Annotated in this window: 10 protein-coding genes; 3 read left to right on the top strand and 7 right to left on the bottom strand. The window is 52.2% G+C overall.

Annotated features, from left to right (window positions below; all coding sequences use genetic code 11):
- Window positions 1-27: 27 nt before the first annotated feature.
- Together AAY72_RS13550 and rlmF are read right to left on the bottom strand one after the other, a co-directional pair.
- Window positions 28-756 carry a LytTR family DNA-binding domain-containing protein gene (locus tag AAY72_RS13550; RefSeq protein WP_057788198.1) on the bottom strand — a complete coding sequence of 243 codons (729 nt, stop codon included), beginning with the start codon at window positions 754-756 and terminating at the stop codon, window positions 28-30.
- Between the two features lie 97 nt (window positions 757-853).
- Window positions 854-1,732 carry a 23S rRNA (adenine(1618)-N(6))-methyltransferase RlmF gene (gene rlmF, locus AAY72_RS13545; protein ID WP_057788196.1) on the bottom strand — a complete coding sequence of 293 codons (879 nt, stop codon included), beginning with the start codon at window positions 1,730-1,732 and terminating at the stop codon, window positions 854-856.
- Between the two features lie 65 nt (window positions 1,733-1,797).
- On the opposite strand from rlmF, the gene AAY72_RS13540 reads away from it, so the two are divergent.
- Complete coding sequence (locus tag AAY72_RS13540; protein WP_057788193.1) at window positions 1,798-3,825, top strand: hypothetical protein; 2,028 nt, start codon at window positions 1,798-1,800, stop codon at window positions 3,823-3,825.
- On the opposite strand, the gene AAY72_RS13535 is transcribed toward AAY72_RS13540, so the two are convergent.
- The 5 genes from AAY72_RS13535 to fadB all read right to left on the bottom strand — a co-directional run bounded on the left by AAY72_RS13535 (window position 3,818) and on the right by fadB (window position 9,775).
- Window positions 3,818-4,246, bottom strand: a complete 429-nt coding sequence (locus AAY72_RS13535) for a hypothetical protein (protein ID WP_156411337.1) — start codon at window positions 4,244-4,246, stop codon at window positions 3,818-3,820. The two genes, AAY72_RS13540 and AAY72_RS13535, sit on opposite strands and share 8 nt — an antisense overlap.
- Window positions 4,247-4,398: 152 nt before the next feature.
- The gene (locus AAY72_RS13530; protein WP_057788189.1) at window positions 4,399-5,973 is read right to left on the bottom strand and encodes an amidohydrolase family protein; all 1,575 of its coding nucleotides are present in this window, start codon (window positions 5,971-5,973) and stop codon (window positions 4,399-4,401) included.
- A 126-nt stretch (window positions 5,974-6,099) separates the two neighbouring features.
- On the bottom strand, window positions 6,100-6,348 hold the full coding sequence (tusA, locus tag AAY72_RS13525) for a sulfurtransferase TusA (RefSeq protein WP_008985046.1): 249 nt from the start codon (window positions 6,346-6,348) through the stop codon (window positions 6,100-6,102).
- A 91-nt stretch (window positions 6,349-6,439) separates the two neighbouring features.
- A complete protein-coding gene (gene fadA, locus AAY72_RS13520) occupies window positions 6,440-7,603 on the bottom strand; it encodes an acetyl-CoA C-acyltransferase FadA (RefSeq protein WP_008985047.1) in 1,164 nt (387 codons plus the stop codon).
- An 18-nt stretch (window positions 7,604-7,621) separates the two neighbouring features.
- Complete coding sequence (gene fadB, locus AAY72_RS13515) at window positions 7,622-9,775, bottom strand: fatty acid oxidation complex subunit alpha FadB (RefSeq protein WP_057788187.1); 2,154 nt, start codon at window positions 9,773-9,775, stop codon at window positions 7,622-7,624.
- Between the two features lie 192 nt (window positions 9,776-9,967).
- Here fadB and AAY72_RS13510 point away from each other — a divergent pair, with 192 nt between their 5' ends.
- Both AAY72_RS13510 and pepQ read left to right on the top strand, forming a co-directional pair.
- Window positions 9,968-11,896: a transglycosylase SLT domain-containing protein gene (locus AAY72_RS13510; RefSeq protein ID WP_156411336.1), complete on the top strand. Its 1,929-nt coding sequence runs from the start codon at window positions 9,968-9,970 to the stop codon at window positions 11,894-11,896.
- A gap of 43 nt (window positions 11,897-11,939) precedes the next feature.
- Window positions 11,940-13,265, top strand: coding sequence for a Xaa-Pro dipeptidase (gene pepQ / locus AAY72_RS13505; protein ID WP_057788260.1), 1,326 nt, complete (start codon window positions 11,940-11,942; stop codon window positions 13,263-13,265).
- Window positions 13,266-13,291: the final 26 nt, after the last annotated feature.

Genomic DNA, 13,291 nt, shown 5'->3' with positions numbered 1-13,291 from the left:
TTGGGATGAAAGCGCCATTAAGAGGGTTTAACGGTGGGCTAAGTTGAGTAAGGTATCCAGTTGCAGTTTACAGCGTCGTGAGATTTTAACCTGGCGATTATTAGACAGAACCAAATGTAAAGATGAGCTGGTTACCACCTGTTTAACATGCAGGATATTAACGATCGCCGAACGATGTACCTGAACAAACAAAGGTGGTAGCTTGGCAAGGAGTTCTTTTAAGGTGTTCCGGATAATATAATTCTCATGTCGGGTATGCAGGCAGAGATAATTACCGGCCGCTTCAATCAAAATAATTTCCTGCTCCTGAAAAATCAGTTCACTGTTGCCGGTCTGAAAAACCAGTTGTGACTTTGTCTGGTTGCAGAATGGGCTATCGGGTCGCAGCAAAGTGGTGGCATCCAGCAGTACCTGCTCTAAATGCTGTGGCGTCACAGGTTTTGTCAGATAGGCAAAAGCGTGGAAGTTATAGGCAGCACAGGCAAACTGCTCGTAGGCTGTTAGCATCACGAACAGTGGTGGTGTAAGCGAAGATGTTTTATTGAACTGCCGCAAAATATCTATACCACTAATATCCGGCATCACGATATCCATAAAAATCAGATCCAGATGATGCTGGTGCAGGAAATTCAAAGTATCCCGACCACTGGTAGTAGCGCCAACCAGCAATAGATTAGGAAAGCGCTGCAACAGTATTTTTAGATACTGACTGGTAATAGGTTCATCATCAGCGATTAAAACCCGCAGCGGCTTCATCTTGAATCTGCTGTTCAGGAAGGGGTATTAGAGTATAGTCAGTAAGCCTTGTTCTGCAAGCCAGCATGCTCTGCTACAAGGCGCCGTTGCGGCCGGATTAACTGAAACGCCAGGCCAAAATAGTACTGATTTTTTGACCATGCTGCATTTTAATTTGCCGTACTTCAGGTACCGCCAGGCGCCGCAATTGTGCCACTAATGCCGGTAAATGTTTTTGCTGCGAAACCAGACTAGTAAACCAGCCGACCTGACCGGCAAACAGACTGCTGTCAGCGATCAATTTTTTGATAAAGGCGACTTCGCCGCCCTCACACCAGAGCTCATTGGCGGTACCGGCAAAATTACGGTCATTATTGGCCTTACCTAACTTCTGCCATTTCTGCTGGTTAGCTGCCGCTGCCTCTGCCGCCGATGCATAGAACGGCGGGTTACAGACACTGATATCAAAGTATTCACCGGGTTGGATAATACCAAATAGCAGTTCAGTAGCTTTTGGTTGTAACCTGAGTTCGATCAAGCCTTTAAGATTGGTGTTGGCTTTGACAATGGCGCCGGCGACTTTCAGTGCTGTGCTGTCAATATCACTGCCAACAACGCGCCAGCCAAAACTGCGGCTAGCCAGGATCGGATAGATGCAGTTAGCACCGCACCCCAGGTCCAGCAACCGAAATTGCTTCCCCTGCGCTTTAGCCTCGCCGGTCAGTTCCGCAACCAGATCGGCAGCATAATGCAAATAGTCGGCACGGCCTGGGATCGGCGGGCAGAGATAACCCGGTGGTAATTGCCAGTATGTCACCTGATAATGGCAGGCCAGAATGGCAGCATTCAGTGCCTGTACTGCGGCGGCCTGGCTAAAATCAATACTACTGTCACCAGCGGGCGTGGTGATAATAAAAGCCTGTAATGCAGGGTAGTGCCGGCATAGCCGAGTGAAATCATAGCGGCCCTGATGGGGGTTATTGGGGTGTAATGACATGAATTTTCAGGCATGATAAATCAGGAATCGAATCGACAGTGTAACGGAAAAGGACCTTCAGTGATATGTCAAAGCCTCTGAAAATTACCGCACTGCTCCTGCTATTCTGCGCTGGCGGCTATGGCCTGAGCCAATGTCAGAACCGGGCCGCAGCTCCTGTTGTGCCGCCTTTAGCTGACTCTCCGTATCGGCCAGCCGCCGATGCCAGAGATGACAGGGTGGCTGCGCCAGAGGTAACGCCGGAGCAGTATGCGGCGTTGCAACAGCAGGTCGTTGCCTGCACACCGCAGTTACAGCAGCGACAAAAACAGCATGAGCACGAGCAGGAACAAAAGCTTACGACAGCCTTTCGCGAGCTGTTGCAGCAGGGACAGAGCCTGGAACGACTTTATCAGGAGTTGCAGGTATCTTCTGAACTGCAGCCTTATCTGCAATTGCTATTGGATGAGGCTGCACAGCAACAGGCAACGCAGCAGGGCTTTAATGTGCTGGATGCCAGCGAAGCCAACTATGAAATCTTGTTCAGTGATGTATTGGACCCGCAAACGGAACCTCAAACTGAAGCAGATTGGCTGCAGCTACTGCACAGCCTGGCAAACAGTAGCCGCTTTTATGATATGGCGCTATTGAGTCACCAGCATCAATGGCAGAGTAGCCGGGTATTATCACCGGGGCTGGCCTTTGTCAGCAATCTCAATACAGTGCCGTTGTCGCAAGCCCGTCAGCTGTTGGCAAACCTTAACCTGTATCCGACACATATCGCTCATGCTATTCAGCAGCAGCTGCCGGATGAACTGATCTTGCTATTACTGGAGCGGGGAGTAGAGCTACAGGGCATGCCGTTATTCCGGCGTCTGGCTGAGGATAACAAAGCCCTATTTAACCTTGCTGATGCTGCGCTACTCGCTGGTCGGGCTAACCTGCTGCCGGTACTGGCGCAATATGGTATTGAACCCAGTCAGCTCAATGGCACCTTCAGTGCGCTGGATTATCTGATTTCGGGCCTGACAGCACAGAATCGCAACCGCCAATTAAACCGGCAATGTCAGGACAATTGCTATCAACTCAGCGCAGTACAGGTCCGGCAACTGCAGCAACTGGCTAACCAGGGTCATCTGCTGCATCCATTGCCAGCTCTCAGTAGTCCCTATTTACGCCTTACCTGGCTAAATAGCCGGAATGAGCTTGCCAGTGGTCAATGGCTGGAGCCAGCAGCACAGCAACCAGATTCAGCGCTGGTATCGGCGCTGCGCCGGCAATTAGCGGTACAGCCGGTCGATGACGCTACGGCTGCTTGCCTGACGGCGCAGCAGCAGCTAAGGCAATCCCGGGCGTTGTGGAGTGACGAGCAGGTAGCGGCCATTCTGGAACAGTTTCAGCAGCACTATAGCGGCGAAGCTTTGCTGGCGGCGCTGCATGACTATGAGCCAGCGTTGTTAGTAGCGTTTCAGCACCGGCAACGACAAAACATAGAGCAAGATATTGCACTTGAGGAGACGGAGCTCTATCTGGAGCTGATGCGGGTCTGGCGCTCGGCGGAGCGGATGCAGCAATTGGTGTTTAGTACGCCTTTGTCGCCTTTCCTGACCAGCGAGCTGCTAGCCTGGGTGTTACTGCAACCGGAATATATCAGTATCTGGGAAGGGCGAACCTTACCGGTTGCGCCTCTGACCATGGCCTGGTTTAGTTTTGTCAGCACCGAGAACTTGCAGCAGTTGGTCGCCGGCCGTTTTGACTTCCGGCTAACCGACCAGTTTGGCATGTCGCTATACCGGCCAGCCTTTGCGCACGAACAGGCGGAGCAGGTGGTGCAATTATTGTTAGAGCAGGGGGTAATGCCGCAACACAACCGTTTCGGGCCGGATGCGCTGCATTTAGCGCTGGATTGGAGTTTCCAGCAGGGGCGCTTGTTTCCACTCGTATCAGAGATCCTGCGCCAGCCGCTACAAATAAAGCCCACACATCTTAGCCGCGCCAAACGTTTACAGCTGTATTACCCCGAGCTCTATACTGAGCTGGTGGCACTGGCGCCGGCATTGCGTGTCTCAGAGGAACATTCAGCTAACTTATTGTTGGCATTAGAGCCTAATTAAGGGCTAAGCTGGTTTCTAAGTTAGTCGCCGGCAGATGTTGTTGTAGCCAAAGCCGCAGCGGCTGATATTGCTCCAGCGGAAATTTGTAGCGTACCTGCAGCTGCTGACCGAGTGCAAAATCAATAAAACCATATTGCTGGTCTTGCCACAATTTGATCTTATCGATATTGCGGATATTCGTTGTATCCATACCAACCCGCAGCTGGCCGTCATCACAACTAAACAGCTTCAAGATATCCTTGCTGTATACAAAATCCTGACTGGCATAGGTCGCGCTATTGCGCCACATTATCACTTCCAGCGCCAGAAAGAGTGCGACACCGAGTAAGGTATGAAAGCCGAGAAACCAGAATAATACGGCCAACGCCAACAATAGCAGACTTTTTGCCGGCAGCGATGCCTTAATTAGTGGCCATAACATAACAAATTCTCCCTGAATCATATTGCCCAGATTATGGTGCGTGGTGTTCCTGGTCAAGCGGAGATTTGTAACAGTAAATTAACCAAGCTGCTTGAAAGGCTAATTTCAGCAGGGAAATATCCGGCGCGCAGCGCGCACCGGAATAGCCTGATTTAGGGTTGTTGCTCCGCCGCCTTAGCCTGCTGCACTAAAGTCCGTACGTCGGCCAGTAGGCGCTGGGCATCGTAGATAATGCCGTCCTTGATGGTATAGCGCACGCCCTTGGTGCGCTCAGGTTGATTGTCTGTATTGAGCCGGTAGTGGCCGGTGCCATACAACACTTTAAAATTGGCCAGCGGGTTTTCTGCCACTATCACCAAATCTGCCTTTTTACCGGCGACCACGCTGCCAATTTCCTGATCTAAACCAAGCGCAGTAGCGCCATTTAAGGTGGCGGCTTGTATCACCTCCAGCGCACTAAAGCCTGCTTCACGTAGCAGCTCCAACTCCTGAATATAGGCAAAGCCATAAATTTTATAGATATAGCCAGCGTCGGAGCCAACAGTAACGCGACCGCCATGATTTTTAAAGTCATTTAAAAACTGCATCCAGAGCCGGTAGTTTTCCCGCCACTGAATTTCATGTTCGGTCGTCCAGTCAAACCAGTAGGAACCATGGGCATAGCGGTTAGGTGTAAAAAAGCGCTGCAGTGTCGGCAGGGTATAGTCCTGATGCCATTCCGCATTCCGCTGCGCAGCGGCATCGCGGCTGGCTTCGTAGATGGTCAGGGTGGGGTTGATGGTGAAATTGAGTTGGATCAGCTCATCCCTTACCGCCTGCCATTTGGCAGAGCCCGGCTTCGCCGCCTGTGCCCACAGCTGGCCAGCAGCGGCAAACCGGTCCTGTTCATTCTGATAGTTATAATTAGCCGGATACTGCTGAATCGTCTGGCCATCAAACAAGGCCTCAGGCAGACCATACCAGTGCTCCATCGAGGTCAGGCCCATGCGGGCACTGTGTAGTACATTGGTGCGGTACACATTCAGCTGGGCGTGATGCATCATGGTACCGAGCTGTTGTTGCTTGGCTTCGGCCAGCGCGGCGGCCATAATTTGCGGAGTAGCACCAAAAAACTTAATCCCGGCGGCACCGGCTTTCTTAATATCCTGCACCCATTTTTTGGCCTGGTTTGGGTTAAAAACCGGCTCCGCCAGGCCCTGACCGAAGCCAACATAGGGTACGATCCGTGGCGCGACAATCTGATTGGCGGCCGCCGCCTGCATATGGCGCAAGGTCCAGGCCAGGCCGTTAAAACTGCCCGGCTCGCGAATAGTGGTAATGCCATGCGCTAACCAGAGTTTAAACACATATTCGGCCGGTATTCCGTTGGCAGAGCCGCCGATATGGCCATGCATATCGACAAAACCCGGCAGGATATACATGCCACTGACATCTAATTCCTGATCGCCGGGTTTAGCTTGTGGCCGGCTTTGCGCCAGTACCGGCACCTCCGGATAACCGACAATGGCCACCTGACGAATACGATCCTGCTCAATCACGATATCCACCGGGCCGACCGGTGGCGCCCCTTCGCCGCTAATCAAAATGCCACCGCGCAGAATTAAACGCGGATAGGGGCCGTCACCTTCCGTCCGCGTCGGTGCCGACGGCGTGCGTTCAGGGGTTTGGCTGTAAGCCATTGGTAAGGATAACGCAAGGCAAAGAATGAGCAGTAGCAGCGGATGCATAGGTAAACCTGTTTTGTTGTTATTATTGCCGGGTGAGCAATAAACAGGCTAAGCCGAAATTCGGGAAAATACAATGCAATCAGCCGGCTGGTGGCGTATTTGCGATAGCTGGCGTCGTGTCGACCTTTAGCTACTGACTTTTTTTACCAGATAGCGGTAGGGTAAGGCTGCGGTATCACTACCGACCAGCTGATGATCCATAAAGCGGCAAAACGCCGGGATATCGCGGGTGGTGGCAGGGTCGTCGGCGATAATCAGCAAGGTTTCACCTGCCTGCATTTTGCGGATCTGCAACCGTACCAGCATCACTGGCTCAGGGCAGCGCAGCCCAAGGGCATCCAGCGTATGATCGGCTTGCTGAAATAAGGTTTCCATAATGGCGACTGCTCCGCGAATTGATAAAAAGGGTAACAAAAAAGGGCCGTAAACGGCCCTATTTTAAGCTATCTGCGCTGTTGCGGCTAGGTTAAGGCCGTTCAAACACCGTAGCGATACCCTGGCCCAAGCCGATACACATGGTCGCCAGGCCAAACTTACCGCCCTTAGCTTCCATCACATTAATCAGTGTGGTGCTGATGCGTGAGCCGGAGCAGCCCAGTGGGTGGCCTAAAGCAATGGCGCCACCGTTCAGGTTCACTTTCTGCTCAGCCACTTCCAGCAGCCCCAGGTCTTTCATAACCGGCAAGGCTTGCGCCGCGAAGGCTTCGTTCAGCTCGGCATAATCGATATCGGCAATGCTGATACCGGCAGCCTTTAACGCTTTCTTCGAGGCTGGCACCGGGCCATAACCCATAATAGACGGATCACAACCGGCCACACCCATACCACGGACATAAGCGCGGATCGGTAAACCGAGCGCCTTCGCTTTATCTTCGCTCATCACCAGCATACCTGAGGCACCATCGGATAAGGCGGATGAGGTGCCGGCGGTCACAGTACCGTTAGCCGGGTCAAATACCGGCCGCAGCTGGCTTAGCGCTTCAACTGTGGTTTCCGGGCGGATCACTTCGTCGTAATCGAACAGGCGCAGTACGCCATCGGCGTCGTGACCTTCGGTCGGAATAATTTCATTTTTAAAGCGGCCCTGCAGGGTGGCTTCGTGCGCCAGGCGATGCGAGCGGGCACCAAACTCATCCTGCTGCTGCCGGCTGATGCCATGCAGCTTACCCAGTAATTCGGCGGTTAGGCCCATCATACCGGCGGCCTTGGCCACTGAAGTGGCTAAGCCCGGGTGGAAGTCGACGCCATGGTTCATTGGCACATGACCCATATGCTCGACGCCACCAATCAGATAGACCTCACCCATGCCGGTTTGGATGGCGCGCACGGCATCATGCAATGCCTGCATTGAAGAGCCGCAGAGGCGGTTTACGGTAACACCCGGTACTGAGTGCGGGATACCCGCCAGTAAAGAGGCATTACGGGCGATGTTAAAGCCTTGTTCCAGCGTTTGCTGCACACAGCCCCAGATCACATCATCAATATCTGCCGGGTTTAAAGCCGGGTTACGCTCCAGCAGGCTGGCCATCACATGGGCTGACAGCTGTTCAGCGCGAACATTGCGGTACATGCCACCCTTAGAGCGGCCCATCGGGGTACGGATACAATCTACAATAACGGCGTTTTTCATATTCTGCTGCTCCTGCGCTTAAACCGGGAAGAAACGCTGGCCATTAGCGGCCATGGCGCGGGTTTGTTCGGTTACCTGGTAAATCTCGCCCAGGTGGGCGTACTTGTCCGCCAGTGCGACAAAGTTAGCCAGACCCAGGGTATCGACATAACGCAGTGGACCACCACGGAACGGAGGGAAGCCCAGGCCATAAACCAGACCCATATCCGCTTCGGCCGCACTGGCAACAATGCCTTCTTCCAGACAGCGGATCGTTTCATTAATCATGGGTACCATCAGGCGGGCAATAATGTCCTCGGCACTGAAGTCCTGTTTGGCGGCAGCAATACCGGACAGTAAGTTAAGGCTGGCGGCATCAATATCCTTTTTCGGCTTGCCTTTGGCATCTTTGCTGTAAGCATAGAAACCGAGGCCATTTTTCTGACCGTAACGGTTAGCCTGATACATGGCAGCAACTGGATCATTGTCCAGTTTGGCCATCCGGGTTGGGAAGCCGGCTGCCATCACGTCCGTGCAGTGATAGGCGGTATCTAAACCGACGACGTCCAGCAGATACGCCGGGCCCATCGGCCAGCCAAACTGCTTTTCCATCACCTTATCAACCTGAGCGAAGTCGGCGCCGTCTAACACCAGTTTGCTAAAACCAGCGAAATAGGGGAACAGTACCCGGTTGACAAAGAAGCCCGGACAATCGTTAACGACGATCGGTGACTTGCCCATTTTCGCCGCGTAAGCGACGACAGCGGCTACGGTTTCTTCACTGGTGTCTTTACCGCGGATCACCTCTACCAGTGGCATCTTCGGTACCGGGTTAAAGAAGTGCATACCACAGAAATTGTGTGGCCGGCTCAGATTCGCTGCCAGCTGATTGATTGAGATGGTTGAGGTATTTGACGTCAGGATGGCATCATCGGCCAGCAAGGCTTCAACCTCTTTTAATACTGCGCCCTTGATTTTCGGGTTTTCGACCACGGCTTCCACCACGATATCGACGCCTTTGACCTGCTCGTTGCTTAATGTCGGTGTAATAGCAGAGATCACTTTCGCCATACCGACAGCATCCAGCTTGTTACGCTCCACCTGTTTGGCCAGCAGCTTGGTGGCTTCGCCCATCCCCAATTCCAGCGCTTTATCGGCAATGTCTTTCATCACTACCGGTACGCCCTTTAACGCTGACTGGTAGGCAATGCCGCCGCCCATAATGCCGGCACCCAGCACTGCCGCCTTTTTCACGGCCTTGGTGGCAACTTTTGCAGCTTTTTTGGCTTTACCCTTAATCACCTGATCATTCAGGAACAGGCCAATTTGCGCCGTTGCGGCATCGGTTTTTGCCAGTTTGGCAAAGCCGCTGTTTTCCAGTGCGACGGCGGCGTCACGGCCTAAAGTTGCAGCGGCTTCAATAGTCTGCACGGCGACCATGGGTGCCGGGTAGTGTTTACCGGCGGTGGCGAACACCATACCTTTGGCGGTGTTAAAGCTCATGGTGGCTTCGGTTTTGTTCAGTTTTAGCGGTTGCAGTTTCACCGCACGCTTTTTCTGCCAGTTCAGCTTACCGGCGATGGCATCTTCCAGCATGCTCAGAGCTGCCGCTTCCAGTTTTTCCGGTGCTACAACGGCATCAATTAAGCCTTCTTTCTGTGCTTGCTCTGCGCCACGCTCTTTGCCGGTGGTGATCCACTCCATCGCATTATCGGCACCGATAATGCGTGGTAAACGCACAGTACCGCCGAAACCTGGCATCAAGCCCAGTTTGACTTCCGGTAAACCGATACGGGTTGTGGTATCCGCCACCCGATAATCACAGGCCAGGGTCCACTCACAGCCACCGCCCAGTGCAAAACCTTTAATCGCAACCACCGAAGGCACAGGTAAATCTTCACAGTAATCAAACACATCAGAAGCGGTTTTAATCCAGGGAACCAGTTCGGCTTCCGGACGCTCGAATACAGGTAAGAACTCAGTGATATCGGCGCCGACAATAAAGTTGTCTTTGCCACTAACGAAGAGGATGCCTTTTAATGCCGGATCTGCGTGCAGCTTCGCGAGCGCTGCCTTACAATCAGCCAGTGTTTGCTGATCAAATTTGTTGACCGAACCTTGGGCGTTAAACGTAAACTTAGCAATGCCAGGTTTTACATATTCCACCTGGATGCTGTTACTTTGGTAAATCATAAATATGCTCCTTGGTCGCCTTTGCTTTAGGGTTATTCGCAACTGGTACGATGAGGTTATCCTATCCAGTGTGTCGTGCTTTAATGAAAATATCAACAGTTATTTAAACAGGTGTTTGAATCTTGGATTGCTGTCAGTCGGTCCAAGTCTTGTCGCTGTGATTGTCTCTTCTAATTATGCCGGAGTCGTTTTGTGAAACACCTGTTCTTCTTTATCTCATTTGGCGCAATGTCTGCCCCGTTACAAGCCGAAATGCCAGATTCCAGTGCCGCCCAGCAAGAGCAGCAGCGTCGGCTATTTATTCAGGTAGAACATCAGATCAGTTCGGCATCGCCGTCCCAGGTCGAGCGCTGGCTGACCGAGCTGCAGGATTATCCGCTGCAGCCCTATCTGAAACAACGCTGGTTACAGCGCCGCATATCTCAACACGATGACATTGCCCGTTTTCTGGAGCAACATCAAGGCTCACCACTAGACTGGCCATTACGTCGCCCCTGGTTAATGAGTTTAGCCAAAGGGCAGCAGGCAGCGCGCTTTTTAGAGCACTTTCCAGGTTCTAATGATCCGGAACTAAACTGTATCGCGATACAGCAACAATTGAAGTTGCGACCTGCTACGATAGCTGAAATATGGCAACAAACAGAATCGCTGTGGATGGTGGGCAAATCGCAACCTAAAGCCTGCGATCCCTTATTTAGTCAGTGGCGTAATGCCGGTCAATTAACCACTGAAGCGGTATTGCGGCGGCTGCAGTTATCCGCCGAGGGCGGTGATGCCGGTTTAATCCGCTATTTAAAAACCTTATTGCCGGCACAGCAGCAGTATTTAGCAGATTTATGGTTACAAGTGCGTCAGAACCCGGCAGCCATTGCTAAACCGCGGTTTTTACCCGGCAAGCATGTGATTGAGCGTGATATTTTGGCCTATGGTTTAAAGCGTTTGGTATGGCGGGCACCGGATCAGGCACTGCAAACCTGGCAACGTTATGCCAGCGATCCCTATTTTACCGCTGCCCAGCGGTTGGACGTGCAGCGCCAGTTTGCAATCGCGTTGGCGCACAAGGGCGATGAACGGGCCAGCGCCTGGATGGATCAATTACCACCGGAGCAATTGGATAATACTCTGGCGCAATGGCAGGTGGGTCATGCGCTGCGCGAGCTGAATTGGCCGCGGGTGCAGCAGGTGATAGAGCGCTTTCCTGTCGAGCTGGCCGCAGATATAAATTGGCGTTACTGGTTAGCCAGAGCATTGGAAGAGCAAGGCCAACAAGCTGCGGCCGAACCGATTTTCCGCGAGTTGGCACAGCGTCGGCATTTCTATGGTTTTATGGCAGCAGCAAAACTGGGTTTGCCGCCGAGTTTGGCGCATAACCCGGTAACAGTTTCTGCTGAGGATTTAACTCTGGTGCAGCAGCATCCTGCTGTTGCGCGGGCCAAAGAGTGGTTGGCGCTGGGCAGGATGACTGAGGCGCGTCGCGAATGGAATTTTTTACAACGCGCTGTGACCGAGCCACAAAAATTGGCCGTGGCGAAACTGGCAGGCCAGCTGGAGTGGCATGAGCGGGCGATTTTTACCCTGGCCGATGCTGGCTACTGGGACGATGTCGAGTTACGCTTTCCACTGGCGTTTAAAGAGGAAATCCAGCGTTTTGCCAAAAGTGCCAAGGTTGATTCGGGTTGGGCGATGGCCATTGCCCGGCGTGAAAGTTCCTTTATGCCTGATGCCAATTCGCCGGTGGGTGCCCGTGGTTTGATGCAAATTATGCCCGATACCGCAAACTACATTGCAAAAAAGAAAGTCCCACTGAGCCAGTTGTATAATCCGGTCACCAATATCGATTTTGGCACCGATTATCTGAACTATCTGATGCGCCGTAATGATGGCAACCTGATTATGGCGACAGCGGCTTATAATGCTGGCTACAGCAGAGTGCGGCAGTGGATCCCGCGTGACCGCGCCCTGCCAGTGGATGTCTGGGTTGAGACGATTCCGTATCGGGAAACCCGAGAGTACGTTAAAGCGGTGATGGCATATTATCAGATCTATAATATTCGCTTAAATGAACCCAAAGATGTGTTTCAGCCGCTGTTAGCCATGCAGATTGGGCGTGCTGGCAAATAATGTTATTATCGGCTTTCCCTTAACAGCAATGCATAAGGTAATTATGACTCCGAACTACCCACAACTGTATCAGGCGCACCTGCAGGAATTACAACAGCGCACCCGTAATGTGCTGGCTCGCGAAAATCTGGATGCACTAGTTATTCATTCTGGCCAGGCTAAACGCAAGTTTCTGGATGATATGGATTATCCGTTTCAGGTCAATCCGCATTTTAAAGCCTGGTTGCCGGTCGTGGATAATCCGCATTGCTGGTTGTTAGTTGATGGTGTCAATAAACCCAAGTTGATTTTCTACCGGCCAAAAGATTTCTGGCATAAAGTACCGCCGGTACCAACCGATTTTTGGGCTGAGCATTTTGACATTCAACTGCTGGAAAAAGCCAATATGGTCGAGAATCTGCTTCCATATGACAAAGCCAGATTGGCCTATGTTGGTGAGTATCTGGAAGTGGCCAGAGCACTCGGTTTTACTGAAATTAACCCGGAGCCGGTACTAAACTACCTGCATTACCACCGTGCTTATAAAACGGAGTACGAGCTGGCGTGTATGCGTGAAGCTAACCGGCTGGCGGTAACCGGCCATCGTGCTGCGGCAGCTGCGTTTTATGCCGGCGGCAGTGAGTTTGAGATTCAGCTGGCTTATCTGGCGGCCGTTGGGCAGGGCGAAAACGAAGTGCCGTACGGCAATATCATTGCGCTTAACGAGCATGCTGCTATTTTGCACTACACGGTGTTAGAGCGGTTAAAACCTGAGCAGCCTAAATCCTTTTTAATCGACGCTGGCGCCTCCTGCCATGGCTATGCCGCCGACATTACCCGTACTTATAGTTTTAATCCGAAAGATGAATTTGCTGAGCTGATTAAGGCAGTAAACCGGGTGCATTTGCAGGTGGTTGATACTATTAAACCGGGTATTAAATATACTGAACTGCAACTGTTAACCCATCGTTTACTGGCGCAGGTGCTGGTCGACTTTGACTTTGTGCGCGGTAGCGCAGACAGCGTGGTTGAAACCGGCGTTAGCCGTACCTTTTTCCCACACGGTGTAGGTCATCATCTTGGCTTGCAAGTGCATGATGTGGGTGGTTTTATGGCTGATGAGCGCGGCACTCATGTTGCGGCGCCGGCAGAGCATCCGTTTTTACGCTGTACCCGACTGATTGAGCCGGGAATGGTATTTACCATTGAGCCTGGGCTGTATTTTATCGAGTCTTTATTAGCTGATTTGCAGGCAATGCCAGCAGCCAAGCAGCTAAACTGGCAAAAAATCGATCAGTTCCGTAGTTATGGCGGTATCCGGATTGAGGACAATATCATTGTCCATCGCGAACGTAATGAAAATATGACCCGCGAGCTGCAACTGCCATAAGCAGCGGCAAGGGCGCATTAAGGACG

The sequence above is a fragment of the Alishewanella sp. WH16-1 genome (genome assembly GCF_001441695.1).
Taxonomy (GTDB): Bacteria; Pseudomonadota; Gammaproteobacteria; order Enterobacterales; family Alteromonadaceae; genus Alishewanella; species Alishewanella agri.
This window is presented reverse-complemented; position numbering and strand designations above follow the sequence as displayed.